Consider the following 26,032-nt stretch of genomic DNA (forward strand, 5'->3'; position numbering starts at 1 on the left):
ATGACTCCCGTTCCGCAGCGTGGAGGAGGACTCCCAGCGATCTAATGGAGCGAGTGCTCACCCGGACAGCACGACTCGGGGGCACGACATCCCAGCAGCGATCTGCCTCCCCACGACCAGCGGGCGCACGGTCTGCCGCAAGACCTCAAACAGCGATCAGAAGAGGAGAGTGCTGACCCGCCAGCCGCTACAGGACCGAGCCTGCCAGAAGCTCGGCTGGAACCCACTAGAATAGGTAGCTGCGCCGGTTCACGCGTACCTCCAGGCCCGTCTCAGGGCCGGCGACCCGGCCACCTTCACCCGAGGAGATCCATCATGAAGCAGGGCATCCACCCTGATTACGTCGAGACCCAGGTCCACTGCACCTGCGGCAACACGTTCACCACGAAGAGCACCAGCACGAAGGGCACCCTGAGCGCCGACGTCTGCTCCGAGTGCCACCCGTTCTACACCGGCAAGCAGAAGATCCTCGACACCGGTGGCCGCGTGGCCCGCTTCGAGCGCCGCTACGCCAAGAAGTCCAGCTAGCGTCATCCTCGGGCGCCGGGACGGGTTCGCACCCGCCCGGCGCCCGATGCTTTTTCCGCCTCGCCACCGAAGGATCCCCGTGTTCGACAACGCCCAGCCCCTCGTCGACGAGTACCGCGACCTGGAGCGCCAGCTGGCCGACCCTGAGCTGCACGCCGACGTGGCGCGCTCGCGCAAGGTGGGGCGCCGGTATGCCGCGTTACGGCCGGTGGTGGAGGGCCTGGACCAGTTCCGCAGGCTGAGCGAGGACCGGGCGGCGGCCGCCGAACTGGCCGCCGACGATCCGTCGTTCGCCGACGAGCTGGCCGAACTCGACGTCCAGCTCGAGGCCGCCACCGCGCGACTGACCCGGCTCCTCGCGCCGCGCGACCCGAACGACGACGCCGACGCGCTGGTGGAGATCAAGTCGGGGGAGGGCGGCGACGAGTCGGCCCTGTTCGCCGGCGACCTGCTGAAGATGTACACCCGCTACGCCGAACAGGTGGGCTGGAAGATCGAGCTGCTCGATTCCCAGGAGACGGACCTCGGCGGCTACAAGTCGGTGACGGTCGCGGTCAAGGCCGCCTCCGGTCACGAGCACGGGCCGTACGGCCGCCTGAAGTTCGAAGGCGGCGTCCATCGGGTGCAGCGCGTCCCCGTCACCGAGTCCCAGGGCCGCATCCACACGTCGGCCGCCGGCGTGCTGGTGATGCCCGATGTCGAGGCGGACGAGGTCGAGATCAACGACGACGACCTCCGCATCGACGTCTACCGCTCCTCGGGCCCCGGCGGCCAGGGCGTCAACACCACCGACTCGGCGGTCCGGATCACCCACCTGCCCACCGGCACCGTGGTGTCGTGCCAGAACGAGCGCTCCCAGCTGCAGAACCGCGAGTCCGCCATGCGCATGCTGCGCGCCCGCCTGATCGCTCTCGCGGAGGCCGAGGCGGCCTCGGCGGCGTCGCAGGCGCGCAAGTCCCAGGTGCGCACCGTCGACCGCTCCGAGCGCATCCGCACCTACAACTTTCCGGAGAACCGGATCACGGACCATCGCATCGGCTACAAGGCGCATAACCTGGACCAGGTGCTCGACGGCGCGCTGACGCCGCTGCTCGACGCCCTGGCGGAGCAGGATCTCGCCGAGCGCCTCGCCGGGGTCGGCGGGTGACGGAGGCCGCGTTCGAGGTCGCCGCCGTGCTCGCCCGATCCGGCTCCCCGAGCCCCGGCCCCGAGGCACGGCAGCTCGTCGCGCACGTCCTGGGCGTCGACGTCGCGTCGCTGATCCGCATCGACGGCGTCACTCCCGCGCAGCGCGCGGCCATCGACGCTCTGGTGGAACGTCGCGCCGCGGGCGAGCCGCTGCAGCATCTGACTGGCGAGGCGCACTTCCGCTACGAGACCGTCGCCGTCGGGCCGGGCGTGTTCATCCCGCGCCCCGAGACCGAGGTCATGGTCGGGTGGGCGCTCGACCAGCTGGCCGCCCGCCCCGCCGACCGGCGCCGCGTCGTCGAGCTGTGCGCCGGCTCCGGCGCGATCACGGCGTCCCTGGCGCACGAGCTCGGCGGACTGGAGCTGCACGCCGTCGAACTGTCCGACGCCGCGCTGCCCTACCTGCGGCACAACCTCGCCGGCACGGGCGCCGACGTCGTCCACGGCGACATGGCCGACGCGCTGCCCCAGCTGGACGGCCGGGTGGATCTCGTCATCGTCAACCCGCCCTACATCCCGGAGACGCACCGGGCCCTGCTGCCCAGCGACGTCGTGGACCACGACCCCGGGCTCGCGCTGTTCTCAGGACCCGACGGCCTCGACGCCATCCGCACCGTCGTCCGCGTGGCCGGGCGCCTGCTGCGCGCCGGGGGCCTGCTGGCCACCGAGCACGACGACAGCCATGCGGCCGACGTCGTGGAGCTTGTCGCCGGGGCCGGCTTCCAGGGCGTGAGCTCGCACTACGACCTCACGGGGCGCCCCCGGTTCGTGACGGGCGTCCGCGGCGCCGATGGTGGCAGGATTGCCCCGTGACCAACACCTTCGACCTCAGAACCGACGACGCCGCCGCCCTCGAGGCCGCCGCCGAGGCCGTCCGTGCCGGACAGTGCATCGTGCTGCCGACCGACACGGTCTACGGCATCGGCGCCAACGCGTTCAGCGCCGACGCGGTCCAAGGCCTCCTGGACGCCAAGGAGCGCGGCCGTGACATGCCGCCGCCCGTCCTCATCGCCGAGCCCTCGATGCTCAGGGCGATCGCCGACGACGTACCCCCCGCGGCCGCCGCGGTCGCAAAGGCGTTCTGGCCCGGCGGTCTCACGCTCATCGTCAAGGCGCAGGCGCGCTCGGGCATGTCGCTGGGCGAGACGGGCGGCACCGTCGCCGTGCGCGTCCCGGACCACGACGGCGCCCGCGCCCTGCTCCGGCGCACCGGGCCGCTCGCGGTCAGCTCCGCCAACGTGTCGGGGCGTCCGGCGGCCCTCGACTGCGCGGAGGCCCGCGACCAGCTGGGGGACCGGGTCGCGGTGTACCTCGACGGCGGTCCCGTGACCGGGGGAGTGGCCTCCACGATCGTCGACTTCGCCGCCACCCCCGAGGGCCGCGTCCTGCGGCGCGGGGCCGTCTCGCTCGAGGCCCTGCGCGAGGTGGCGCCGGGCGTCGAGGACCTGAGCTAGCCGCCCGATGCGCGAGTACCTGCTGGTCCTGCTGGTCGCGATCGGCACGACCCACCTGCTGGCGGGCCTGTGCCGCAACATCGCGGTCCGCACCGGCGCGCTCGCCAGCGTCCGCAGCCGCGACGTCCACACCCAGCCCATCCCGTACTTCGGTGGTGTCGCCATGTTCGGCGGCCTGGCGATGGCCTTCCTCCTGGCGGTCCAGCTACCCTTCCTGGGCCGGTATACGGCCGTCGAGCACGACGCGTCGGCGGTCCTGTGGGCCGGGCTCGTCATCACCGTCATCGGCGTGCTCGACGACAAGTACGACATGCCCGCGATGGTGAAGCTCGGCGGGCAGGTGCTCGCCGCTGGCGTCGCGGTGCTGCAGGGGGTGCGGATCTACTGGATCCCCCTGCCGAACCGGATCGTCGCGCTCGACGACGCCACCAGCATCCTGGTCACCGTCTTCTTCATCGCGCTGTGCGTCAACGCCGTCAACTTCGTCGACGGGCTCGACGGGCTCGCGGGCGGCATCGTGGCCATCGGATCGGGCGCCTTCTTCAGCTACACCTACGTCCTGGCCTACGAGCAGGAGCTGATCCGGGCCACGACGGCGAGCCTCATCACCGTCGCCACCTGCGGGATCGCGATCGGATTCCTGCTCCACAACGTGCACCCCGCCAAGATGTTCATGGGCGACTCCGGGGCCATGCTCCTGGGCCTGCTCATGGCCATGAGCACGATCTCGTTCACGGGCCAGCTCGACCCCGGCGCCCTGGCCCAGGGGGAGAACCTGCTCCCTGCCCTGCTGCCGATCCTTCTCCCGCTGGCCGCCTTGTCGCTGCCCTTCCTCGACCTCGTCCTCGCTTGGGTGCGGCGGACGTGGAACGGCCAGCACGTCTTCCACCCCGACAAGCAGCACCTGCACCACCGGCTGCTGGCCCGCGGACACTCGCACTGGGGTGCGGTTCTCCTCATGTACGGGTGGACCGCCGTGGTCACGGTCGGGCTGGTGGTCGTCACGCTGTTACCGGGGACGCCGACGCTCTGGGCGCTGGGCCTCGCCCTGGTCGTCGTGGTCGTGCTGACCCTGCGTCCCGTCCGGTCCGCGCCGCCGGAACTGCCTGCGGACACCGACGTCGTCGATCCAGCCCGCCGTGGCTGAGCGGGGGATGGGGCCCGCGAGCCGTCGCGCCCGCGAGATGATGGTCGGCGGGCTCGTCGGCGGGCACCTGGCCGGGCTGCTCGTGATCGGCGGCGCGCTCGGCTTCGGGGGCCGGGGTGCGGCCGTGACCGCGGCCCTCGGTTTCGCCGCGGTCGTCATCTTCTACTCGGTGGGCCAGGCCATCGAGGTGATCGCCGCGGAACTGCCCGACCTGCAAGGCATGGGCCTGGTCCTGGTGAGCTACGCGGTCCGGGTCGTCGGCATCGCCGCCGGGCTGTGGTTCATCCTCGACCTGCCCGCGATCAGGCCCGTCCTGCGCGAGGGCTGGCTCCTCCTCAGCGTGGTCGCGACGGTGCTCGCCTGGGTCACCGGCGTGGTCGTCGTGGCGTCCCGTCAGCGCTATCCGGTGTACGACTCGGAGTACCACCCCCCTGTCGCGGACTGAGTGCCGTGGAATATGATTCGCCGCCCCGTTTCCGCTAGGCTCACTCACGAGATGGGCAACGCACCGACGGGTAATGCGCCAGAAGGACCTAGGCGCGCCGACGACGGCATGCTCGTCCTCAGTTATCTGCTCAGCGGGCTCATCTTCTACGGTGGTCTCGGCTGGGTCGGGGACTACTTCTTGCAGACCTCGTGGTTGTTGCCACTCGGCCTGATCCTGGGTCTGGTGAGCAGCATCTACATCATCATCAAGCGATACGGGAGCGGTACGTGACACTGGGGCTACTTCCGATGGAGACCACCGGCGGAGGCGAATACCATCCGCCGGGCACCGAGGACTTCCTGTGGTACTCGGTCTGGCCGGGCGTCTTTCCGGACTGGGTCAACAAGCCGCTCATCCAGGCCATCATCGGCGCCCTGATCGTCATGGGCCTGTGGTGGTGGGCGTCGCGAAACCTGAAGGTCCAGCCGACCAAGGGCCAGTTCCTCGCCGAGTATGTCTACGAGTTCGTGCGCAACGGCATCGCGCGCGACATCCTGCACCACGACTTCAAGAAGTTCCTGCCCTACCTGCTCGGCCTCTTCTCGTTCCTGCTGGTCAACAACTGGTTCGGCGAGATGTTCTTCTTCATGTACCCGACCTTCTCCAACGTCGGCTACGCCTACGGCCTGGCCATCCTGTCCTGGCTGATCTACGTCGGGGCGGGGTTCAAGAAGTGGGGTGTGGGGGGATTCCTCAAGAAGTCGCTGGTGCCCGAGGGCGTCCCCGGCTACCTGCTCCCACTGGTCGTGCCGCTGGAGTTCCTGGCCACCTTCATCACGCGCCCCATCACGCTGGCCCTGCGTCTCTTCGCCAACCTCTTCGCCGGCCACCTCGTCGTGCTGGTGTTCGTCGTCGGCGGTGGGTACCTGGTGTCGCAGGCCGACAACCTCTTCTACAACGTGTCCGGCGTGGTCTCGATCGCGTTCAGCATCATCATCCTGTGCCTGGAGCTGTTCATCGGCGCCCTGCAGGCCTACATCTTCACCGTCCTCACCGCCCAGTACGTGTCGTCCTCGATCGCCGAGGCGCACTGAGTCCACCGACTCCTCGTCAGTAACCGCTGACGGGCAGCCATCCGAAAGGAAAGCAATGTCCCTCCTGGAAATCTCCGGCTCGCTGAACATGATCGGCTACGCGATCGCCACGATCGCCCCCGCCCTCGGCGTCGCCTGGATCTTCGCGTCGGTCATCAATGGCACGGCGCGGCAGCCTGAGGCCCGCAGCGCCATGATGGGCACCGCCTTCATCGGCTTCGCCGTGGTCGAGGCGCTCGCCATCATCGCCATCGCCCTCGCGTTCGTCCTCTGAGCCCCGCCATGTTCCCCTTCACCGGGGCGCTTCTCGAGATCGATCTGGGGCCCCTGATGCCCCACTATCTCTCGGAGATCATCGCCGGCATCCTGCTGATGCTCGTGATCTTCCTCCTCATGTGGAAGGTCGTCGTTCCGGCCTTCGAGAAGATGTACGAGGAGCGCACGAACAAGATCGAGGGCGGCATGCGTCGGGCGGCCGCGGCGGAAGCCAAGGCGGCGGCAGCGCTGGCCGAGTACAACGACCAGCTCAGCGCAGCCCGCGAAGAGGCCGCGCGCATCCGCGAGGACGCCAAGAACCAGTCGGCCGCCCTCGTGGCGGAGGCTCGGGAGAAGGCGGCCAAGGAGTCGCAGCGGATTCTCGACGCCGGGCGCCAGCAGCTCGAGGCCGAGCGGTCCCAGCTTGTGCACGACCTGCGCGGTGAGGTCGGCGGCATCGCCACGACGCTCGCCGGCAAGATCGTGGGCGAGTCCCTGACCGACGACGAGCGCGCCATGCGCACCGTCGACCGGTTCCTGGCTGAGCTCGAGTCGGCGGGTCAGGCCCGATGATGGCCGTCGGCGCCGCACCCGCTGGACTCGACGCGACCGTGGACGGCATCCCCACCGATGCCACCACGGCCGCAGAGCTGTTCGCCGTCGTCGACCTCCTCGACGGCCAGCCGATGCTGCGTCGCTCGCTGTCGGACCCGTCGGCCTCCGTGGAGGACCGGTCGGGGCTCGCCACGCGCCTGCTGGGGGGTCGCGTGTCGGCCGCCACGCTGGCGGTGCTGACCGAGGCCGTCAAGGCGTCCTGGAACAGTGGCGCGGACATGGTTGCGGGCTTGGAGCGGCAGGCCGTCCGGTTGTCGCTGCTCGACGCCCAGCGCACCGGCGACATCGACCGCGTGTCGGACGAACTGCACACGCTCGGCCTGACCATCGACTCCAACCCGGAGCTCGCGGGCACCCTGCGCAACCAGACGTACCCCGTCGACGCCAAGCAGGAGCTGATCGACCGGCTCATCGCCGACAAGGTGCATCCCGTGACCCGCGCGCTCGCCGCGCGGACCGTGCGGACCCGGCGGCGCAACTACGCCCGCACCGTCGGCGAGATCCTCGAGATGGCGGCCGACCTGGCCGGCGAGAAGATCGCCAAGGTCACCGTCGCCCGGCCCCTCGACGAGGCGCGCCTCGCACGGCTCAGGCGGGCATTGGAAGCCCAGGCCGGCGGCCCCGTGGCGCTGCAGGTCGAGGTCGATCCCTCCGTGCTCGGCGGCATCAACGTCGCGCTCGGAGACGACGTAATCGAAGCAACCGTTGCCGCGCGGCTCGACCAGGTCCGCCGTCAACTCATCACCTCGTAGACGAAAGTAGAAACGCAATGGCTGAACTGACCATCAGTCCGGACGAGATCCGCAGTGCGCTGGACGACTTCGTCCAGTCTTACCAGCCCCAGGCCGCATCCCGGACCGAGGTCGGCTCCGTCGTGACCTCGGGCGACGGCATCGCCCGTGTGGAGGGCCTGCCCTCCGCGATGGCGAACGAGCTGTTGCGCTTCGAGAACGGCACCCTGGGCATCGCCCTCAACCTCGACGAGCGCGAGATCGGCGTCGTCGTCCTCGGCGACTCCGAGGGCATCGACGAGGGGTCCGTCGTGCACGGCACCGGAGACGTGCTGTCGGTGCCCGTCGGCGACGGCTACCTCGGCCGCGTCGTGGACGCCATGGGCAACCCGATCGACGGCCTCGGTGAGATCACCGACCTCGACGGCCGTCGCGCCCTCGAGTTGCAGGCCGCCGGCGTCATGGACCGCCAGGAGGTCCGCGAGCCGCTGCAGACCGGGCTCAAGGCCATCGACGCGATGATCCCGATCGGCCGCGGCCAGCGCCAGCTGATCATCGGCGACCGCAAGACCGGCAAGACCGCCATCGCGATCGACACGATCATCAACCAGAAGGCCAACTGGGAATCGGGTGACCCCAAGAAGCAGGTCCGCTGCATCTACGTGGCCATCGGCCAGAAGGGCTCGACGATCGCCGAGGTGCGCAGCACGCTCGAAGCGGCCGGTGCGCTCGACTACACCACGATCGTGCACTCGCCCGCCTCAGACCCCGCAGGCTTCAAGTACATCGCCCCCTACTCGGGTTCGGCCATCGGCCAGCACTGGATGTATCAGGGTAAGCACGTCCTCATCGTGTTCGACGACCTGACCAAGCAGGCCGAGGCCTACCGCGCCATGTCGCTGCTGCTGCGCCGGCCCCCGGGCCGCGAGGCGTACCCCGGTGACGTGTTCTACCTCCACTCCCGCCTGCTGGAGCGCTGCGCCAAGCTCTCCGACGAGCTGGGCGGCGGATCGATGACCGGCCTGCCGATCATCGAGACGAAGGCCAACGACGTGTCGGCCTACATCCCGACCAACGTGATCTCGATCACCGACGGCCAGATCTTCCTGCAGTCGGACCTGTTCAACGCGAACCAGCGCCCCGCCGTGGACGTCGGCGTGTCGGTGTCGCGTGTCGGTGGCGCCGCGCAGATCAAGGCCATGAAGTCGGTCGCCGGCTCGCTGAAGATCAACCTCGCGCAGTACCGCGACATGCAGGCGTTCGCGATGTTCGCCTCGGACCTCGATGCCGCGACGCGGCGCCAGCTGGACCGCGGCGCCCGGCTCACCGAGCTGCTGCGCCAGGGCCAGTACGCGCCGTACCCGGTCGAGGACCAGGTCGTCAGCGTGTGGGCCGGCATCGAGGGCCACTTCGACGACGTCCCCGTCGACGACGTGCTGCGCTTCGAGCAGGAGTTCCTCGATCACCTGCGCCACAACGCGACCGTGCTGCAGTCGATCGCCGAGACCAACGTCTTCGGCGACGAGGCGAAGGAGTCCACCGCCAAGGCGCTGGCCGACTTCAAGCGGGTCTTCCGCACCTCCGAGGGCAAGCTTCTGGTCGGTCACGAGGAGCACAAGCCTCTCGCGGACGAGCAGATCGGCCAGGAGACGATCGTCCGCCAGAAGCGGGGCTGAGTCCATGGGTAGCAGTCTGCGGGAGCTCCGCGAGCGTCGACGGTCGGTGAGCACGACCAAGAAGATCACGCGCGCCATGGAGCTCATCGCCGCGTCGCGCATCATCAAGGCGCAGAACGCGGCGCGGGCGGCCCTGCCGTACACGCGGGAACTCGTCCGGGCCGTGTCGGCGCTGGCGAGCGTCCACGACATCGAGCACCCGCTGCTCGTCGACGTGGAGCAGCCAAAGCGGTCGGCGATCCTGCTCGTGACCTCGGACCGCGGCCTCGCCGGCGCCTATTCGGCCAACGTCATCAAGGCGGCCGAGCAGCTGCACGCGAAGCTGACGGCCGAGGGCCAGGAAGTCGTGATGTACATCACGGGCCAGAAGGGCGTCGCGTACTACGACTTCCGCCGCCGTCCCGTCCAGCAGAGCTGGACCGGCTTCTCGGACCGCCCGACGTACGACAACGCCCGCGAGATCTCGAAGGTGCTGCTCGACCAGTTCCTCCGGCCGACGGAGGACGGCGGGGTGGACCAGCTCCACGTCGTGTACACGAGGTTCGTCTCCATGCTGACCCAGACGGCGGCGGCCGTGCGCCTCCTGCCGCTCGTGGTGGAGGACGCGCCTGCCGGCCCGGACCGGGGCAGCGAGGAGCTGAACCCGTTCTACGACTTCGAGCCGGACGCCGAGACGGTGCTGGATGCGTTGCTGCCGCTGTTCGTGGCCAACCGCATCCACAGCGCGCTGCTGCAGTCGGCCGCGTCGGAGCTTGCCAGCAGGCAGCGGGCGATGAAGTCCGCGACCGACAACGCGCAGTCGCTCATCGAGCAACTGACGCGCGAGGCGAACCAGGCCCGCCAGGCCGAGATCACCCAAGAAATCACTGAAATCGTCGGCGGCGCCTCGGCGCTGTCCGAATGAGCCTTCGAACGAATGAGGAACTCATGACTGCCACTGTCAATCAGACTCCGCCGGCCGCCACCGGTGGTGTCGGTCGTGTCGCCCGCGTCATCGGCCCAGTCGTCGACGTCGAGTTCGCAGCGGACCAGATCCCCGAGATCGGCAACGCGCTGCTCGTGGACACCGAGGTGATGGGCGAGAAGCGCACCATGACCATGGAGACGGCCCTGCACATCGGCGACAACCTCGTGCGCGCGATCGCTCTGAAGCCCACCGACGGCATGCGCCGCGGTTCCGAGGTGCGCGACACCGGCGCCCCCATCTCCGTGCCCGTCGGCGACATCACCAAGGGCCACGTCTGGAACGTGACCGGCGACGTCCTCAACGTGGACCCGTCGACGATCGAGATCACCGAGCGCTGGCCCATCCACCGCCCGGCGCCGAAGTTCGACACGCTCGAGCCGCGCACCGAGATGCTGGAGACCGGCATCAAGGTCCTCGACCTGCTGACCCCCTACGTGAAGGGCGGCAAGATCGGCCTGTTCGGCGGCGCCGGCGTCGGGAAGACGGTGCTCATCCAGGAGATGATCTACCGCATCGCCCACAACTTCGGCGGCACCTCGGTGTTCGCGGGAGTGGGGGAGCGCACCCGCGAGGGCAACGACCTCATCAACGAGATGGAGGAGGCCGGCGTCCTCAAGGACACCGCGCTCGTCTTCGGACAGATGGATGAGCCCCCGGGCACCCGTCTGCGGGTCGCGCTGTCGGCGCTGACCATGGCCGAGTACTTCCGCGACGTCCAGAACCAGGACGTGCTGCTGTTCATCGACAACATCTTCCGCTTCACGCAGGCGGGTTCCGAGGTGTCGACGCTGCTGGGCCGTATGCCGTCGGCCGTGGGCTACCAGCCGAACCTGGCGGACGAGATGGGTCAGCTGCAGGAGCGGATCACGTCGACCCGGGGACACTCGATCACCTCGATGCAGGCGATCTACGTGCCCGCCGACGACTACACCGACCCGGCCCCGGCCACCACGTTCGCCCACCTGGACGCGACCACGGAGCTGTCGCGAGAGATCGCGTCGCGCGGCCTGTACCCGGCCGTCGACCCGCTGTCGTCGTCGAGCCGCATCCTCGACCCGCAGTACATCGGTCAGGAGCACTACGACACCGCGGTGCGCGTCAAGCAGATCCTGCAGCGCAACAAGGAACTCCAGGACATCATCGCCATCCTCGGCGTCGACGAGCTGTCCGAGGAGGACAAGATCGTCGTCAACCGGGCGCGGCGCATCCAGCAGTTCCTGTCGCAGAACACCTACATGGCGGAGAAGTTCACCAACATCCCCGGCTCGACGGTGCCGCTGGCCGACACCATCGAGGCGTTCCAGATGATCACCCGCGGCGACGTGGACCACATCGCGGAGCAGGCGTTCTTCAACGTGGGCGGCATGGACGACGTCATGGCCAACTGGTCGAAGATCCAGAAGGAAAACTGATCGTGTCGCGACCCCCGCTGCAAGTCGAGGTCGTCGCGGCGGACCGGCTCGTCTGGTCCGGCGAGTCGGTCAACATCATCGCGCGCACCGTCGAGGGCGACATCGGCATCCTGCCCGGCCATGAGCCGCTGCTCGCGGTCCTCGTCCCGTGCGTGGTGGAGATCGTCACCGCCGACGGACGCAGCGAGTCGCTGGCCGTCGACGAGGGGTTCATCTCCGTCGCCCACAACCGCGTCTCGGTGCTCGCCCAGGTGGCGACGCTCGGGCACGAGGTGGGGCTGGAGGAGGCGCGGCGTGAGGCGTCCACCCTGGAGGCCAAGGCCATGCAGGGCGACGCGGACGACGACGAACTCCATCACCTGAGGATCCTCCAGGCGCAGATCCGCGCCGGCGAGAGGGCCACGACCTAGCACGACACCGTTCAGGGCGGCCCCCATGGGGGGCCGCCCTGAACGCATAGTGGGGCAGTGCCCCAGGAGGAGGATCGGGGCAGCATGCCGTGGCAGTTCATCGTCACGACGGTCGTCATCGTCGCGCTGATTCTGCTGCCGTTCGCCCTGCTCTACCTCCGCCGCCGCTGGCTCACCGGCCAGGGCGGACTGTTCGACTGCGCCCACCGGGTGCGCGACGACACGCCCGGCCACGGTTGGGCACTGGGCGTCGCCCGCTACCGTGGCGAGAACCTCGAGTGGTTCCGGTCCTTCTCCCTCGGACTGACCCCCAAGCTGGTTCTGCAGCGGGCGGGGACCACGTATGTGCATCAGCGCAAGCCGGAGGGCCTCGAGGCGATCGCGCTGTTCGCCGACTCCGTCATCGTCACGGTCAAGGACCGGGTGACGGGGCACCTGCACACCCTGGCGATGTCGCGCGACGAGGTCCTGGCCCTGATGAGCTGGCTGGAGTCCGCCCCGCCCGGCAGCCACTATCTCCCGGGCAGCGCGGACTCGCCCCGCTAGCGGGCCCCTTCCGGCTTCTGGCGGTCGGTGCCGGGCACCCAGAGGATCTCCCCGTCGGTGCCGTTGGCGGCGCGCGACATGATGAACAGCAGGTCCGACAGCCGGTTCAGGTAGGTGACGGCGGCCATGTTGACGCCCCCCTCGGGGTCCGTGCCGTGCTCCTCGACGCAGCGCCAGGCTGCCCGCTCCGCGCGGCGCGTCACGGTGCGGGCCACGTGCAGCTGGGCGCCCGCGTGGGTGCCCCCGGGCAGGATGAAGCTGCGCAGGACCGGCAGGCCCTCCTGCAGCTCGTCGCAGAACCCCTCCAGGCGCTCGACGGAGGGCTGCTCGATCCGCAGCGGCGGCCAGGCGGGCGCCGGATGCAGGGGTGTCGAGAGGTCGGCGCCGACGTCGAAGAGCTCGTTGCTGATCAGTTGCAGCATCTCCACGACCCGCGGCGGCAGGCCGCCGATGGCCAGGGCCACGCCGATCGTGGCGTTCGCCTCGTCCACCTGGCCGTACGCCTCGACGCGGAGGTCCGTCTTGCGCACCTCGGAGTTGTCCGAGAGCCTCGTGGAGCCGGCGTCGCCGGTGCGGGTGTAGATCTTCGACAGTGTGACCATGGCCTCAATCTATGCCAAGCTGGACGCCGTGCGCATCCGACCCCTGGCCCTCCTCGCCACCCTGGCCCTGCTCGCGACGGGCTGTCAGAACGCCAACGACTCGGCGGGCGGCGCGGTGGCCGGCGGCGCCGGCGTGACGTGTGAGTACCCGCCCGAGGGGGAGCCAGCGCGGCCGGTGGACCCGCCGCGCAGCGAGAACGTGTCCGACCAGGGGACCGTCGGGGTCACGCTGCACCTCACCGCCGGGGACGTCTCCCTGACGCTCGACCGGGCCACGGCGCCGTGCACCGTCAACTCGTTCGTCTCGCTGGCCGAGCAGGGGTTCTACGACGACACCGAGTGCCACCGCCTCGTTGACTACGGCATCTTCATCCTGCAGTGCGGGGACCCGACGGCCACCGGCACCGGCGGGCCCGGCTACACCATCCCTGATGAGCTGAACCCGCCGCCGACCTACCCGGCAGGGACGGTCGCCATGGCGAAGCGGCAGCCGCCGAACACCGGCGGCTCCCAGTTCTTCCTGGTATGGGCGGACACGCCGCTACCACCGGAGTACACGGTGTTCGGCACCATGGATCAGGCCGGCCTCGACGTGGTGGCCGGGATCGCGGCGCAGGGCGTCGACGGGACGGACCAGACATCGCCCAACGCCGAGGCCCGCATCGAGTCGGTGTCCCTGGGCTGACGGCGGCCCGCCTCAGGCGTCCGTGAGGAGGTGCCGCACCACCGCGACGAAGCCGTCGGGGTCGTCGGCGTGCACCCAGTGCCCCGCCCTCTTGAGCGTCACCTGCAGCACGCGCGGGAACAGCCGGCGCATCGGTTCCAGGTGCTCGGGCTGCACGTAGGGGGAGCGCCCGCCGTTGACCCAGAGCACGGGGCCGTCGAAGTGGCCGTCGATGGCGGGCCAGCCGCCGACGGCGTGCAGGGAGTCGCCCATCAGGTCGAGGTTGGCCTGCCAGAACCAGGTGTCGCCCTTGCGCCGCAGGTTCTGCAGCAGGAAGCGCCGCACGACGTCGTCGGGGATGAGTTCGGAGAGTTCCTCGTCGGCCTGCGTGCGGCTGGTCAGCGAGTCGAGATCCAGCGTCCGCAGCGCCGCGACCAGGTTGACGAACTGCGCGGCCGCGACGTTGCGGGCGGGCGAGATGTCGACCACCATGAGCCGGTCCACGAGTTCGGGCCGCCGCAGCGCCAGCCGCATCGCGACCTTGCCGCCCAGCGAGTGACCGATCAGCGCCACCGGATGGCCGAACCGCTGCTCGAGCCAGTCGCCCACGACGTCGGCCTGGTTGTCCAGCGTGAACGTCTCGGTCCACGACGACCGGCCGTGGTTCGGCAGGTCGACGAGGTGACAGGTGGCCACATCGCCGAGCCGTGCCGCGACGGTGCCGAAGTTCTTGCCCTGCCCGAAAAGCCCGTGGAGGAACACGGCGTGCGCGGGGCCGGAGCCGACGACCATCTCGTGCAGCGTCATCGCGGCAGCCGCCAGCAGTGTGGGTGCCAGTGGCGCCGGACTTCCAGCCCGGACTCCGCACCGAGTGGCGGCGTGTCGGGCCACGCGACCAGGTGCGGGGTCCCCGGAGCAACGCGCTGGTCGCAGCCCGGACACCGGTACTCCTTGACCGCCCGGTGCGCGGGGACGTCGCGGACGATCCAGGTGCGGCCGCCTCGGCTCTCCCGCCGCTGCGAGCCGCCCGAGAGGAGGGGGCGCGGCGCACGGAGGTGCTTGGACGGACGGCGGGCCACTAGAAGAGCCGCTCGTCGGCGTTGTCGAGCCCGCGCAGGGCGTCGTAGTCGATGAGCCGCCACTCGATGCCGCGGTCGCTGGCAAGGGTGCGCGCCTGCGGCTTGATCTGCTGGCCGGCGAAGATGCCGCGGACGGGGGCGAGGTGGGGGTCGCGGTTCATGAGCTCGAGATAGCGGGTCAGCTGCTCGACACCGTCGATCTCGCCGCGGCGTTTGACCTCCACCGCGACGTAGGAGCCCCGGTCGTCGCGCAGGAGCAGATCGACCGGGCCGATGGGGGTGAGGTACTCGCGCTGCACGAGGCTCAGCCCGTCGCCGAGCGTGGCGGGGTGATCGGCGAGCAGCGCCTGGAGGTGGGCCTCCACGCCGTCCTTCTGCAGGCCCGGATCGACACCCAGCTCGTGGGCGGAGTCGTGGAACACGTCGGCCACCGAGATGCGGAGGGTGTCGCCGTCCTTGGCGCGCACCTGCCAGACCTCCGTGACCCCCATGCTCGCGGCGGCGTCCGGGTCAGGTGCCTCCACCTGCAGTGTGCACGGGGGGCTCATCCAGTTCAGCGGCTTGTACGCGCGGTCGTCCGCGTGGACCGAGACCGACCCGTCGGCCTTGACCAGGATGAGGCGCGTGGCCATCGGCAGGTGCGCCGTCAGCCGGCCGACGTAATCGACCTGACACTTCGCAACCACGAGACGCACGCCGCCACCCTACCAAGAGCGGGTCAGGCGGCGTCCAACGCGGGCTGCACGATCTCCCGGTGGAGCAGCAACAGCGCGGCCGTGGTGGGGATGGCGATGACGGCGCCGATGACGCCGAAGAGCATGCCGCCGATGATGGCCGACAGCACGACGAGGGCCCCCGGCACCTTGACGGTGCGCTTCAGCACGGTCGGATAGAGCACGTACGCATCGAACTGCTGGTAGATCAGGAAGTAGATGACGGTGGCGATACCGATGGTGGGGTCGACGGCGAAGCCGACGATCGCGACGCTCGCCATCGCCAGCGAGGAGCCGACGAGTGGGATGAAGCAGAACATCGCCACGACGAAGGCCAGCGCCAGGGAGTAGCTGCCGAGGCCGGCGATGTTCATGAAGATGAACGCGCTCACGGACGCGACCGAGACGATGACGAACATCCCGGTGATGTAGCCGGAGACCCCGCGGAAGATCTCCTCGGCCAGGTAGCGGGTGCGGGGCCGCCGGCTGGCCGGGGCCAGCGAGTAGATCGTCTCCTTGATCGTGGGCAGGGAGGCGAGGAAGTAGATGGTGAGCACCAGGGTGACGATGACCGAGAACACCAGGTTGGCGACCAGCCGGCCGGCGCCCCACAGGCCCCCGAACAGGTTCTCCAACAGGGCGCCCGAGGAGAAGAACTCCGTGATGGTGCTGGTGATCTGGTACTGCTCCTCCCACTGCGCGATCTGGGGCTGCCGCGCCAGGTTCTGAAGCATGCCGGGCAGGTTGCGCATGAGGGTGGCGGTCTGCTCAGTGAGGATGGGCACCAGCGCCGTCACGCCGAGGGCGATGACCGCGAGCAGCGTCACCGCCACGATGGTGACGGCGAACCCGCGGGGGACCCGCCGACGCCGCAGGAACTCGACGGCGGGGCTGAGCCCGAGAGCCAGGAACAGAGCCAGCACGACGAGGATGAGGACGCTCTGGACGGTCAGGACGGCCTGGGCCAGAGCCACGGCCATGAGGACGCCGAGCGCACCCATGAAGCCGAAGAGGAACGGTGACGGCCAGCGCGGTTTCTCCTCGGGTGGGGGCGGCGTGAAGGGGACAGGGACGATCACCGGCTCCGGCGTCGGTGTCATGAGTGTGCGCGCCCCGCGCCGGAGCTTCGTCGCGGCGCGCCCGAGGAGGGAACGGTGTGGCCTCGGCGCCGGCTCGGGGACCGCGGCTGGGGCGCTGGGGTCGGTCACTGGGGTGTGTCATCCTTCCGGATCACGGTGGTGGGGGAGTCCTCGAACTCCGCGCTGGACTCCTCCGCGAGCGCGCGGAGATTTCCGAGCTGGGCCAGGGCGGCGCGACGGCGTCCCTCGAGCGTGCCGATCTCGCGCTCGAGCTGCTCCTTGCGCCACGCGATGCGCTCCTCCAGCGCAGCCTCGGCGTCGCGGGTGCGGGTGCGCAGGATCGCCAGGGTCTCCTCGCTCTCCCGCATGGCGGCGAGCCTGATCTCCTCGGCCGCTGCCACGGCCTCGGCACGGATCCGCTGGGCTTCCTCCCGCGCCGCGGCCACCCGTGCCTCGACGTCTGCGGCGTCCTGCTCGGTGCGCGCGAGGCGCTCCGTGACGACGCGCTCGGCTTCGGCGGCCGCCTGTGCGGTGGCGGCGGCCTGCTCCTCGGCGGCGCGCTCGGCGGCGAGCCGGAGCTCGCTGGCTGTGCGCTGGGCCTCGAGCCGGATGCGCTCCGCTTCAGCGGTGGCGGCATCGACGATGGCCGATGCGCGGGTCGTGGCCGCCTCCACGATGCTGTCGGCCTTGATGCGCGCGTCGGCGACGATGAGATCGGCGTCCCGCCGGGCGGTCTCCAGGGCCTCCTTGCCGGCCTGGGCCTGCTGTTGCCGCAGCTCGCGCAGCCCGGCGAGCCCGGTGAGCCTCACGTCGTCAGCCTCCTGCTGGGCGGACTCACGCAGCGACGCCGCGGTCCGGCGGGCCTCCGTCTTGATCCGCTCGCCCTCGTTCTCGGCCTGGACGACGATGTCGGCCGCCTGCGCCTCGGCCGCGCGGAGCAGCCCGGTGGCGTGGGCGCCGAGGCGCGTGAAGTCGGTCGTTCCCTGCTCGGCGCGGACGAACTCGAGCTCGCGGGTCCGCTCCCGCACCTGAAGCTTCAGCTGGCTGACCTTCGATTCCACTTCACGCACGTAGGTGTCGACGGCGTGGCGGTCGTAGCCCAGCATCGAGTGGGGGAAGCTGCCCGCGGCCGTGGCTCGGTCGTCGAACAGGTTCAGCCCGGTCTCTTCGCTGTCGAACTCAGGCATCGGATGCTCCTTCGGTCAGATCCAGGACGAGCCTAGCCCCTCCCGCAGACACGGCACGGGGCGGAACGCCGCGCGTTCCGCCCCGTGATCGTCAGCCTCAGTGGGCAGCCGGCTCCTTGGGGAGCTCGACGAGCTCCAGCAGCACGCCGCGGGCATCCTTCGGGTGGACGAAGTTGATCCGGGAGCCGCCGGTGCCGCGCTTGGCCTCGGGGTACAGCAGACGCAGGCCCCGCTCGCGGAGCACGGCGCTGACGTGGTCGAGGTCGGCGACGCGGTAGGCCAGCTGCTGGATGCCGGGGCCGTTCTTGGCCAGGAACTTGCCGATGGCCGAGTCCTCACGCAGGGGGGCCAGGAGCTGGATCTTCGCGTTCTCCTCGCCCTGTTCGCCGGTGCCCAGCATCGCCTCGGCGACGCCCTGCTCCTCGTTGACCTCGCGGTGGAGTTCACGCCAGCCGAACGCCTCGGCGTGGAACTTGACGGCCTCGTCGAGGTCCGGGACGGCCAGGCCGACGTGATCGATGCAGATGAAAAGATCAGAGTTGTCCATGGGCACGAGTCTTCCACACGGGGTGCCGCACGAGGACGGCGGGGTGGGATCTCGTGGGCGTCGGTCGGCGCGTCGTCCCGGAGAGTCTGCGCACGTCGGGCAGACTTGCCCGAGACCCTGTGAGGAGGAGGCCGCTCGTGATCGGTTGGGTGAAGAAGGCCCTGTTGCTGCTCATCGCCGCATTCGTGCTGTTCTACCTGTTCACACGCCCTGAGGCCGCCGCGGAGGCCGTGCGCGCGTTCTTCGGGGCCTTCGAGGCGATCGGACGGTTCTTCACCACGCTGGCTGCGTGAGGTGAACGTCTGGCGCGGCCTGGTCGAGCCCGACGTCCAGGGCCACCTGCTGGTGGACGAGGGCGAGGTCATCATCGACGAGGTGCGCAAGCACTGGGCGGCGACGTTCTGGTGGTACGCCCTGGCCGCTCTCAGCATCCCGCTGTTCTGGACGGCCGTGTGGGCCGGCGACTACTACGCGGTGCCGTTGGTCTTGGGCGTCGCCGCGCTCGTCGTGGGCCTGTGGAAGGTGCACGTGCAGCGCATGGACCGGTTCGTGATCACCAACATGCGCGTCTTCCGGGTGCACGGCGTCTTCGACCGGTCGTTGGCGACCATGCCCATGACGCGGATCCTCGACATCTCGATGTACCGCTCGCTCATGGGCCAGGTGCTGGGCTACGGGCACTTCGTGTTCGAGTCGGCCGCGCAGGGGCAGGGACTGCGCGAGATCCGCTACGTCGGTGACCCGGACCGCCGCGACCTCACCATTCAGCGGGTCATCCAGCGGTCCGGGCTGCGTCAGGTCATGCGGATGGATCCCATCGTGCTGGACGACCCGAACGACGCCGACGGCCTCTGAGGCTCAGGCTCCCAGCGCCCGGTCCACGAGGTCCCTGGCGGCCGACTGCACGGCGGCCAGGTGGTCGGCGCCCTTGAGGGACTCCGCGTAGATCTTGTACTTGTCCTCGGTGCCGGAGGGGCGGGCGGCGAACCATGCGCTGGGCGTGGTGACCTTGATCCCGCCGATGGCGGCGCCGTTGCCCGGCGCATGGGACAAGACGGCGGTGATCTGCTCGCCGGCGAGCTCGGTGACGGTGACGTCGTCGGCGCCGAGGCGGCTGAGCCGGGCCTTCTGCTCGCGGCTGGCGTCGGCGTCCACCCGGGCGTAGTAGGAGCGGCCGAACTCGGCTTCCAGCTCCGCGTACAGCCGCGACGGCGTCTTGCCGGTCACCGCGATGATCTCGGAGGCGAGCAGGGCCAGCAGGATGCCGTCCTTGTCGGTGGTCCACGTCGAGCCGTCGCGCGCCAGGAAGGAGGCGCCGGCCGATTCCTCGCCGCCGAAGCCGATGGAGCCGTCGGTCAGGCCGGGCACGAACCACTTGAAGCCGACGGGCACCTCGACGAGGCGGCGCCCGAGCTTCGCCGCGACCTTGTCGATGATCGACGACGACACGAGCGTCTTGCCGATGCCCGCGTCGGCCGCCCACCCCGGGCGGTGGGAGAAGAGGTAGCTGATCGCCACGGCCAGGTAGGCGTTGGGGTTCATCAGGCCGTGGTCCGGTGTGACGATCCCGTGCCGGTCGGCGTCCGCGTCGTTGCCGGTGGACACGGAGAAGGCATCGCGCTTGCCCACGAGCGAGGCCATCGCGTCGGGCGACGAGCAGTCCATGCGGATCTTGCCGTCGGTGTCGAGCGTCATGAAGCGCCACGTCGGGTCGACGGCTGGGTTGACGACCGTGATCGGTAGCCCGAGTTCGGCCAGGTGCTCCCAGTACTGCACCGACGCGCCGCCCATCGGGTCGGCGCCGTGCACGAGCCCCGAGGCCTTGATGGCGTCGAGGTCGATCGCGGTGGCCAGCTCCTGGCAGTACGGCGTGCGGTAGTCGTAGCGGTTGACCTCGGCCGAGGCGTAGGAGATGCGCCGGATGGCGGACGGGTCGGCCATCAGCTCGTTGGCGCGGGCCGCGATGACGGTCGTCGCGTCCGAGTCGGCGGGCCCGCCGTTGGGCGGGTTGTACTTGAACCCGCCGTCACGGGGCGGGTTGTGCGACGGCGTCACGACGATGCCGTCGGCCTGCGCCGAGTGCTCGCGGTTGTAGCGGATGATCGCCCGCGACACCGCCGGGGTCGGGGTGTACTCGTCCTCGCGCTCGGCGCAGATCTCCACCCCGTTGGCCGCCAGGACCTCGATGGCCGTGGTCCAGGCGGGCAGCGAGAGCGCGTGTGTGTCCTTGCCGATGAACAGAGGCCCGCTGGTGCCCTGGGCGCGGCGGTACTCGACGATGGCCTGCGTGGTGGCGGCGATGTGCAGGTCGTTGAACGCCGTGTCCAGCGACGAGCCGCGGTGCCCCGACGTGCCGAAGACCACCATCTGGTCCGGGTTGGCCGGGTCCGGTGTGCGGTCGTGATAGGCGGCGAGAAGCTCGTCGACGTTGATCAGGTCCTGGTCCTGGGCCGGCTGCCCGGCGCGCTCGTGTGCCATGCCGCCATCGTAGTGGCGGGGGCCGGCGCCGGGGAGCCCCCGCCGATCAGAACAGGACGCTGGCCAGCCGGCGGCGCGCCTTGAGGACGACGGGCTCGGCGCGCCCGACGACCTCGAAAAGCTCCAGCAGGCGCACGCGGATGGGGTCGCGCTCGTCGGACGGCAGCTGCCCGGCGAGGCCCAGCAGCCGGTCGAAGGCCTCCTCGTAGCGGCCCTGGATGATCTCGAGGTCGGCCGCGTCCAGCTGGGCCGCGACGTCGGTGGGCCCGGCCTCAGCGCGAGCGACGATCGTCGCGGGGTCGAAGCCGGCGCTGCGCACCAGCAGCGCGGCCTGTGCGCGGCGGGCGAGGGCCTCGGCGTCGCCGGGGGTCTCCTTGAGCAGGGCATCGAACTCCGCGACGGCGGCCTCGAAATCGCCGGCCTCGAGGGCAGCGTCGGCCTTGGCGAACCGCGGGTTGCCGGCGGGGGCCTCCGCAGCCTCGGGGGAGCCGGCTGTTGCGACGGGCTGTGCGCGTCCCGTCATGCCGTTGGCGATGGCCAGCTGGGCGATCTGGTCGAGGATCGCGGAGATCTCCTCGCGGGACTTGGTGCCCTGGAAGAGCGGGGCCAGCTGGCCGCCCACGACGGCGACGACGGTGGGCACGGCCTGGACCCCCAGCGCCTGGGCCACGCGCGGCTCGGCGTCGACGTCGACCCGGCCGAGCAGGAACTTACCGCCGGCCGCGTTGACCAGCTCGGCCAGCGTGTCGGACACGGCCCTCCCGTTGGGGTCGCGCGGCGAGTGGAACTCGAGGATGACGGGGTACTGCGAGGACTTGGCGGCCACCGCCTGGAAGTCGGCCTCCGCCACGTCCATGACGTAGCCGCCCGACGCGGGGGCGGGCTGGGACAGGGACGAGAGGTCGACGGCGCCGGGGCGCGAGAACGCAGCAGAAGTCATGGGTCCCATCTTGGCCCCACACCTGGGCCCGATCAACCGACGACGACAGCTCCGGGCCCGCCGAGCCGGTATCGGCCGCCCCCGAGGTCGGCGACATCGCCCCACGCGGCGAGGATCCGGCCCTCCCCGAGGTCGACCTGCGCGCCGTCACCCCGCGTGGCCGCGACGCGCACGCGCCCGCCACGCGTCATCACCACGGTGTCGGCGTCGACGACCCGCACGTCGACGGAGGTCAGGGCCGGGTCCCGCAGCTCGGGCCGCTCGCGCCGGAGCGCGATGAGCCGGCGGTACCAGGCGAGCATCTCCGCGTGGGCGGACTCGCCGATTTCCTGCCACGGCAGCACGGCCGAGCGCCAGGTCTCGCGATCCTGCGGATCGGGGGTCGGGTCGCTCCACCCCATGGCGGCGAACTCGCGCGCGCGCCCCGCCGTGACGTGCGGGCCGAGGTCGGGTCCCAGGTCGCTGAAGTACGGGAATGGGCTGGAGGCCGCCCACTCCTCGCCCTGGAACAGCATCGGCGTGTAGGGAGAGAGCAGGTACAACGCGGCGGCCGCGGCCTGCAGGTCGGGGGAGGCGTGCCGGTCGAAGCGGTCGCCGAGTGCGCGGTTTCCGACCTGGTCGTGGTTCTGGAGGAACACGACGAACGAGTGCCCGTCGTACAGGTGGCTGGCGGGGTCCACCGGCGCGCCCCACTCCGTGCCCCGGAAGGTGGACGGCCCGCCGTCGTGCACGAAGACGCGGGTCAGCGCGTGGGTGAGGACCTCGGCGGTGCCGAAGTCGACGTAGTAGCCCTGCGTCTCGCGAGAGAAGAAGCTGTGCAGCGCGTGGTGGACGTCGTCGGCCCACTGCGCCGCCATCCCGCGCGCGTGGGGCACCGAGCCCAGCGGCGACACCATGGCCGGCTGGTTGAGGTCCGACTCCGCGATGAGCGTCAGGGGGCGGCCCACCTCGTCCGCCCACGCCGCGACCTCGTCCGCCAGCTCGGCAAGGAAGTGCCGGTCGGAGTCGTCGCGCAGCGCGTGGACCGCGTCGAGGCGTAGAGCGTCCGCGCCGACGTCGACCAGCCAGTGCCGCGCCGAGCCGAGCAGGAAGGCCCGCACCTCGTGCGCGTCGGGGCCGTCGAGGTTCACCGCGTCCCCCCAGGGGGTGGAGTGGCGCGACGTGAAGTACGGCCCGAACTGGCCGAGGTAGTTGCCCTCGGGGCCGAGGTGGTTGTGCACGACGTCGACGACGACGCCGAGGCCCCGCTCGTGGCAGGCGTCGACCAGGCGGGTCAGGCCCGCGACCCCGCCGTAGGCCGGATGGGCCGCGTAGAGCGCCACGCCGTCGTAGCCCCAGCCGCGCTCGCCGGGGAAGGCCGCCACGGGCATGAGCTCGATCGCCTCGACGCCGAGGTCGACGAGGTGGTCGAGTCGGGCGACGGCCGCGTCGAAGGTGCCCTCCTCGGTGAACGTGCCGATGTGCAGCTCGTACAGCACGGCCCCGCGCAGGTCCCGGCCGCGCCAGCCGGTGTCGCGGCGCAACAGCGCGGGGTCGACGACCTCGCTGGGCGCGTGGACGCCGTCGGGCTGCGCCAGCGAGCGGGGATCGGGCCGCGGGTCGCCGCCGTCGAGCCGGAACGCGTAGCGGGCGCCGGGGGCGAGGTCCACATCGGCCTCGAACCAGCCGCCGCCCCGCTGCCGCATGTCCTGCGGATCTCCCGCGACGTCCAGCGCGACGGCGTGGGCGTTAGGCGCCCAGACGGCGGGCCTCATCGGGCGGCCACCAGGAGGGCCACGGGGAGGTCGGCCAGCACGTCGGCCAACGCGACGGCGCCCCCGGTCACCTCGCGTCCGGTGAGGGCGTCGGTGTAGTGCCCGTCGGGGAGGATGAGTTGGTGCTCGCTCCAGCCGCCGCGCTCTGCCAGGGCGGTGGGTAGCCGGGTGGCGACCGCGACGGCCGTGACGCCGTCGTCCCGGATGCCGCGTGCGAAGGCCACCGCGTGGCCGCTGGTGCTCGGCACGGGGGCGTACGTGGCGGTCTCGCCGCGGAACGCGTCGGGGTGGTCGCGGCGGAGCCGTAGCGCGCGGCTGGTGACCAGCAGCTTCTCGGCGTCCAGGCTCTGTTGGCGCGACGCGTCGACGGCGGCGAGCAGGTCGGCCCGGTGCACGTAGTCCACCGGGCGCCGGTTGTCGGGGTCCACCAGCGACAGGTCGACGACCTCGCAGCCCTGGTACACGTCGGGCACGCCCGGCATGGTGAGCTGCAGCAGTTTGGCGCCCAGGACCGCGCAGCGCACGGACTCCTGCGTCACGGCCGTGAAGGCGTCCAGCGCCGCGACGCACCGCTCGTCGGTGAGCGCGAGGTGCGCGAGGTCCAGCACCGCCTGCTCGTAGGCCTGGTCCGGCGCGGTCCAGGTCGTGTGCTGTTTGGCCTCGCGCATGGCCTTGGTGAGGTAGGCGTCGAGCCGCTCGGCGGTGATGGGGGCGGCGCCGGCCAGCGTCCCCGGCAGGCGCCAGGTGGCGGCGAGCGTCTGCCACAGCAGCAGCTCGGTGGGGCCGTCGACGGCGTGGCGCTGGCCGTCGGTCGCCGCGCGCAGCTCGGTGACGCAGGCGTCCCAGTCCTTGGCGTGCTCCAGCAGCGCGGCGAGCCGGGCGCGGACGTCCTCGGAGCGCTTGGTGTCGTGGGTCGACAGCGTGGTCATGGTCGCCGGCCAGTCCGTGGTGAGCTGCTCGCCGAAGCTGTGGAAGTCGTCGACGGAGACGCCGACCAGCGTCGGCTCGCTGCCGACCTCGTTCACGCCGATGAAGCGGGACCACCGGTAGAAGGCGGTGTCCTCCTTCGACTTGGCCATGACGGGGCCGCAGGTCTGGGCGAAGCGAACCATGAACTCGGCGCGCAGTTCGGCGATGTCCTGCTGCGCGTCGGGGAGTTCGGTGGTGACGGGGTGCGTGGCCACGGGCGGCAGCGATTCCGCGCCGCCGGTGCCCGCGACGCCGGTGTCGCCGCAGGCGAGCGCGACGATGAGGTCCAACGTGGCCTGCTCGTCCTCGTCGAGGTCCGCCCGGGCGCGGTCCGCGGCGTCGACGATGACCTGACGCTCCGCGTCGGGGGCCGGCAGGCCGGGCTCGACGTAGGCGCGGTAGCGGTCCATGTGGATGAGCAGGGCGCGGATGGCGCGGTCGAGCTGGCGCCGGGTGTGGTCGCGGAGCCGGACGTCGGAGTCGCAGATGGCCACCGCGATGGACACCAGGCGGTTGACCTCCGCGAACAGCATGGTGCGCACGACCTCCTCCTTCGCGCGCAGCAGGGAGGCGGTGAACCAGCCCTCGCCGGGCGCGACGCGCTCCCACAGCTCGTCGAGGCGGGGCAGCTGCGCCGGGTCGTGGAACAGGCCGGCCACCCGCAGCAGCGCGTCGTAGCCGGTGGTGCCGGCGCAGCGGGAGCCGGCCGGCAGGGTCTCGTGCGGCTCGAGGATCTTCTCGACCACCACCCAGCAGCCGCCGGTGGCGCGCTGCAGCTTCTGCAGGTAGCCGCGCGGCGTGGCGAGGCCGTCGGGGTGGTCGATCCGGAACCCGTCGATCAGCCCCTCCTCGTAGAGGCGGATGAGCAGCGCGTGGCTGGCGTCGAACACGTCCTGATCCTCAACGCGGATCGCGGCGAGGGTGTCGACGTCGAAGAAGCGTCGATAGTTGAGCTCGTCGTTGCCGACCTTCCAGTACGCCAGGCGGTACCACTGCTGGTCCAGCAGCTCGTCGAGCGGCAGGTCCTCGGTGCCGGGGCGGATCGGGAACACGTGGTCGTGGTAGGCGACGACGTGCTGCGGCGTTCCCGCGATGTCGCGCTCCTCGACGACGATGGAGCCGTCGGCCAGTTCGTCGCCGATGCGGCGGCCCAGCACCGGCATGAGGATGGCCCGGGAGCGGCTGAGGTCGATGTCGAACCAGCCGGCGAACTCGGACTCCGGGCCGGCGCGCAGGACGTCCCAGAGGGCGCGGTTGAGCCACAGCGGCGTCGGCACCGCCATGTGGTTCGGCACGACATCGACCACCAGGCCCAACCCGTGCTCGCGGGCGGCGGCGGCCAGCCGGCGGAAGCCGTCCTCCCCGCCGCACTCCGCCGAGATGGCCGCATGGTCGACGACGTCGTAGCCGTGCATGGAGCCCGGGGCCGCCTGCAGGATGGGGGAGCAGAACAGGTGCGACACCCCCAGCGAGGCCAGGTAGGGGACCTGCGCCACGGCGTCGTCGAACGTGAACGCGGCGTTGAGCTGGAGGCGGTACGTGGAGCTGGGAGTCGTCGGCACAGCCCCAG

General features: G+C 70.7%; 28 protein-coding genes and 1 pseudogene. 19 read left to right on the forward strand and 10 right to left on the reverse strand.

The genetic code is table 11. The annotated features are described in order from the left end of the window. Positions 1 to 315 precede the first annotated feature (315 nt). The 16 genes and pseudogenes from rpmE (at position 316) to ACFQPD_RS06975 (ending at position 12,450) form a co-directional block, all read left to right on the forward strand. Positions 316 to 528: a 50S ribosomal protein L31 gene (gene rpmE / locus ACFQPD_RS06900; RefSeq protein ID WP_068751283.1), complete on the forward strand. Its 213-nt coding sequence runs from the start codon at positions 316 to 318 to the stop codon at positions 526 to 528. Between the two features lie 79 nt (positions 529 to 607). Next, the gene (gene prfA / locus ACFQPD_RS06905; RefSeq protein WP_385899663.1) at positions 608 to 1,675 is read left to right on the forward strand and encodes a peptide chain release factor 1; all 1,068 of its coding nucleotides are present in this window, start codon (positions 608 to 610) and stop codon (positions 1,673 to 1,675) included. After that, on the forward strand, positions 1,672 to 2,529 hold the full coding sequence (gene prmC, locus ACFQPD_RS06910; RefSeq protein ID WP_385899665.1) for a peptide chain release factor N(5)-glutamine methyltransferase: 858 nt from the start codon (positions 1,672 to 1,674) through the stop codon (positions 2,527 to 2,529). The genes prfA and prmC overlap by 4 nt, the downstream gene beginning before the upstream one ends. 35 nt (positions 2,530 to 2,564) lie before the next feature. Next, a pseudogene (locus tag ACFQPD_RS06915) lies at positions 2,565 to 3,155 on the forward strand (L-threonylcarbamoyladenylate synthase); the annotation flags it as partial. A gap of 22 nt (positions 3,156 to 3,177) precedes the next feature. Beyond that, positions 3,178 to 4,317: an MraY family glycosyltransferase gene (locus ACFQPD_RS06920; RefSeq protein ID WP_385899667.1), complete on the forward strand. Its 1,140-nt coding sequence runs from the start codon at positions 3,178 to 3,180 to the stop codon at positions 4,315 to 4,317. Next, positions 4,310 to 4,762, forward strand: a complete 453-nt coding sequence (locus tag ACFQPD_RS06925) for a hypothetical protein (protein WP_141680050.1) — start codon at positions 4,310 to 4,312, stop codon at positions 4,760 to 4,762. The genes ACFQPD_RS06920 and ACFQPD_RS06925 overlap by 8 nt, the downstream gene beginning before the upstream one ends. Positions 4,763 to 4,813: 51 nt before the next feature. Next, positions 4,814 to 5,035 (forward strand): hypothetical protein, encoded by a 222-nt coding sequence (locus tag ACFQPD_RS06930; RefSeq protein ID WP_385899668.1) that lies wholly within the window; start codon positions 4,814 to 4,816, stop codon positions 5,033 to 5,035. Between the two features lie 17 nt (positions 5,036 to 5,052). Further along, positions 5,053 to 5,838, forward strand: coding sequence for a F0F1 ATP synthase subunit A (atpB, locus tag ACFQPD_RS06935; protein ID WP_068751290.1), 786 nt, complete (start codon positions 5,053 to 5,055; stop codon positions 5,836 to 5,838). A 55-nt stretch (positions 5,839 to 5,893) separates the two neighbouring features. Further along, positions 5,894 to 6,112, forward strand: coding sequence for a F0F1 ATP synthase subunit C (locus ACFQPD_RS06940; RefSeq protein ID WP_385899670.1), 219 nt, complete (start codon positions 5,894 to 5,896; stop codon positions 6,110 to 6,112). Positions 6,113 to 6,120: 8 nt separating this feature from the next. Continuing rightward, positions 6,121 to 6,666: a F0F1 ATP synthase subunit B gene (locus ACFQPD_RS06945; protein WP_068751292.1), complete on the forward strand. Its 546-nt coding sequence runs from the start codon at positions 6,121 to 6,123 to the stop codon at positions 6,664 to 6,666. A gap of 38 nt (positions 6,667 to 6,704) precedes the next feature. Then, positions 6,705 to 7,460: a F0F1 ATP synthase subunit delta gene (locus ACFQPD_RS06950; protein ID WP_385899671.1), complete on the forward strand. Its 756-nt coding sequence runs from the start codon at positions 6,705 to 6,707 to the stop codon at positions 7,458 to 7,460. Between the two features lie 17 nt (positions 7,461 to 7,477). Then, positions 7,478 to 9,115, forward strand: coding sequence for a F0F1 ATP synthase subunit alpha (gene atpA, locus ACFQPD_RS06955; protein WP_068751294.1), 1,638 nt, complete (start codon positions 7,478 to 7,480; stop codon positions 9,113 to 9,115). Between the two features lie 4 nt (positions 9,116 to 9,119). Beyond that, positions 9,120 to 10,019 (forward strand): F0F1 ATP synthase subunit gamma, encoded by a 900-nt coding sequence (locus tag ACFQPD_RS06960; RefSeq protein WP_068751295.1) that lies wholly within the window; start codon positions 9,120 to 9,122, stop codon positions 10,017 to 10,019. A 23-nt stretch (positions 10,020 to 10,042) separates the two neighbouring features. Next, a complete protein-coding gene (atpD, locus tag ACFQPD_RS06965) occupies positions 10,043 to 11,494 on the forward strand; it encodes a F0F1 ATP synthase subunit beta (protein WP_068751296.1) in 1,452 nt (483 codons plus the stop codon). Positions 11,495 to 11,496: 2 nt separating this feature from the next. Next, a complete protein-coding gene (locus tag ACFQPD_RS06970; protein ID WP_385899672.1) occupies positions 11,497 to 11,904 on the forward strand; it encodes a F0F1 ATP synthase subunit epsilon in 408 nt (135 codons plus the stop codon). Between the two features lie 84 nt (positions 11,905 to 11,988). Continuing rightward, positions 11,989 to 12,450: a DUF2550 domain-containing protein gene (locus ACFQPD_RS06975; RefSeq protein WP_385899674.1), complete on the forward strand. Its 462-nt coding sequence runs from the start codon at positions 11,989 to 11,991 to the stop codon at positions 12,448 to 12,450. Here ACFQPD_RS06975 and ACFQPD_RS06980 read toward each other — a convergent pair. Beyond that, positions 12,447 to 13,052, reverse strand: a complete 606-nt coding sequence (locus tag ACFQPD_RS06980) for a cob(I)yrinic acid a,c-diamide adenosyltransferase (RefSeq protein ID WP_385899676.1) — start codon at positions 13,050 to 13,052, stop codon at positions 12,447 to 12,449. The genes ACFQPD_RS06975 and ACFQPD_RS06980 overlap by 4 nt on opposite strands. On the opposite strand from ACFQPD_RS06980, the gene ACFQPD_RS06985 reads away from it, so the two are divergent. Further along, entirely contained in the window at positions 13,051 to 13,737 is a 687-nt protein-coding gene (locus ACFQPD_RS06985; protein WP_385899678.1) for a peptidylprolyl isomerase, read from the forward strand. The genes ACFQPD_RS06980 and ACFQPD_RS06985 overlap by 2 nt on opposite strands. Positions 13,738 to 13,749: 12 nt before the next feature. Here ACFQPD_RS06985 and ACFQPD_RS06990 read toward each other — a convergent pair whose 3' ends face one another. The 5 genes from ACFQPD_RS06990 to mce form a co-directional block, all read right to left on the reverse strand. Beyond that, positions 13,750 to 14,523, reverse strand: a complete 774-nt coding sequence (locus ACFQPD_RS06990) for an alpha/beta fold hydrolase (RefSeq protein ID WP_385899680.1) — start codon at positions 14,521 to 14,523, stop codon at positions 13,750 to 13,752. A 271-nt stretch (positions 14,524 to 14,794) separates the two neighbouring features. Continuing rightward, the gene (nucS, locus tag ACFQPD_RS06995; RefSeq protein WP_068751303.1) at positions 14,795 to 15,490 is read right to left on the reverse strand and encodes an endonuclease NucS; all 696 of its coding nucleotides are present in this window, start codon (positions 15,488 to 15,490) and stop codon (positions 14,795 to 14,797) included. Between the two features lie 23 nt (positions 15,491 to 15,513). Further along, on the reverse strand, positions 15,514 to 16,716 hold the full coding sequence (locus ACFQPD_RS07000; protein WP_385899682.1) for an AI-2E family transporter: 1,203 nt from the start codon (positions 16,714 to 16,716) through the stop codon (positions 15,514 to 15,516). After that, positions 16,713 to 17,774, reverse strand: coding sequence for a DivIVA domain-containing protein (locus tag ACFQPD_RS07005; RefSeq protein ID WP_385899684.1), 1,062 nt, complete (start codon positions 17,772 to 17,774; stop codon positions 16,713 to 16,715). The genes ACFQPD_RS07000 and ACFQPD_RS07005 overlap by 4 nt, the downstream gene beginning before the upstream one ends. A gap of 97 nt (positions 17,775 to 17,871) precedes the next feature. Then, positions 17,872 to 18,321 (reverse strand): methylmalonyl-CoA epimerase, encoded by a 450-nt coding sequence (gene mce, locus ACFQPD_RS07010; RefSeq protein WP_068751306.1) that lies wholly within the window; start codon positions 18,319 to 18,321, stop codon positions 17,872 to 17,874. Between the two features lie 137 nt (positions 18,322 to 18,458). Between mce and ACFQPD_RS07015 the strand changes: the two genes are divergently transcribed. Together ACFQPD_RS07015 and ACFQPD_RS07020 are read left to right on the forward strand one after the other, a co-directional pair. Continuing rightward, positions 18,459 to 18,614 carry a hypothetical protein gene (locus ACFQPD_RS07015; RefSeq protein ID WP_176715194.1) on the forward strand — a complete coding sequence of 52 codons (156 nt, stop codon included), beginning with the start codon at positions 18,459 to 18,461 and terminating at the stop codon, positions 18,612 to 18,614. Between the two features lies 1 nt (position 18,615). Beyond that, complete coding sequence (locus tag ACFQPD_RS07020; RefSeq protein WP_068751307.1) at positions 18,616 to 19,176, forward strand: PH domain-containing protein; 561 nt, start codon at positions 18,616 to 18,618, stop codon at positions 19,174 to 19,176. Between the two features lie 3 nt (positions 19,177 to 19,179). Here ACFQPD_RS07020 and pgm read toward each other — a convergent pair whose 3' ends face one another. Genes pgm through treY form a run of 4 tightly spaced genes read right to left on the reverse strand, consistent with a single transcriptional unit; the run spans position 19,180 to position 26,024 of the window. Next, on the reverse strand, positions 19,180 to 20,799 hold the full coding sequence (gene pgm / locus ACFQPD_RS07025; RefSeq protein ID WP_385899686.1) for a phosphoglucomutase (alpha-D-glucose-1,6-bisphosphate-dependent): 1,620 nt from the start codon (positions 20,797 to 20,799) through the stop codon (positions 19,180 to 19,182). Between the two features lie 46 nt (positions 20,800 to 20,845). Continuing rightward, positions 20,846 to 21,739 (reverse strand): co-chaperone YbbN, encoded by an 894-nt coding sequence (locus ACFQPD_RS07030; RefSeq protein ID WP_385899688.1) that lies wholly within the window; start codon positions 21,737 to 21,739, stop codon positions 20,846 to 20,848. 32 nt (positions 21,740 to 21,771) lie between these two features. Further along, positions 21,772 to 23,493 (reverse strand): malto-oligosyltrehalose trehalohydrolase, encoded by a 1,722-nt coding sequence (gene treZ / locus ACFQPD_RS07035; protein ID WP_385899689.1) that lies wholly within the window; start codon positions 23,491 to 23,493, stop codon positions 21,772 to 21,774. Continuing rightward, positions 23,490 to 26,024: a malto-oligosyltrehalose synthase gene (gene treY, locus ACFQPD_RS07040; RefSeq protein ID WP_385899691.1), complete on the reverse strand. Its 2,535-nt coding sequence runs from the start codon at positions 26,022 to 26,024 to the stop codon at positions 23,490 to 23,492. The genes treZ and treY overlap by 4 nt, the downstream gene beginning before the upstream one ends. Positions 26,025 to 26,032: the final 8 nt, after the last annotated feature.

The organism is Tessaracoccus sp. O5.2, from assembly GCF_964266725.1.
Taxonomy (GTDB): domain Bacteria; phylum Actinomycetota; class Actinomycetes; order Propionibacteriales; family Propionibacteriaceae; genus Arachnia; species Arachnia lapidicapta.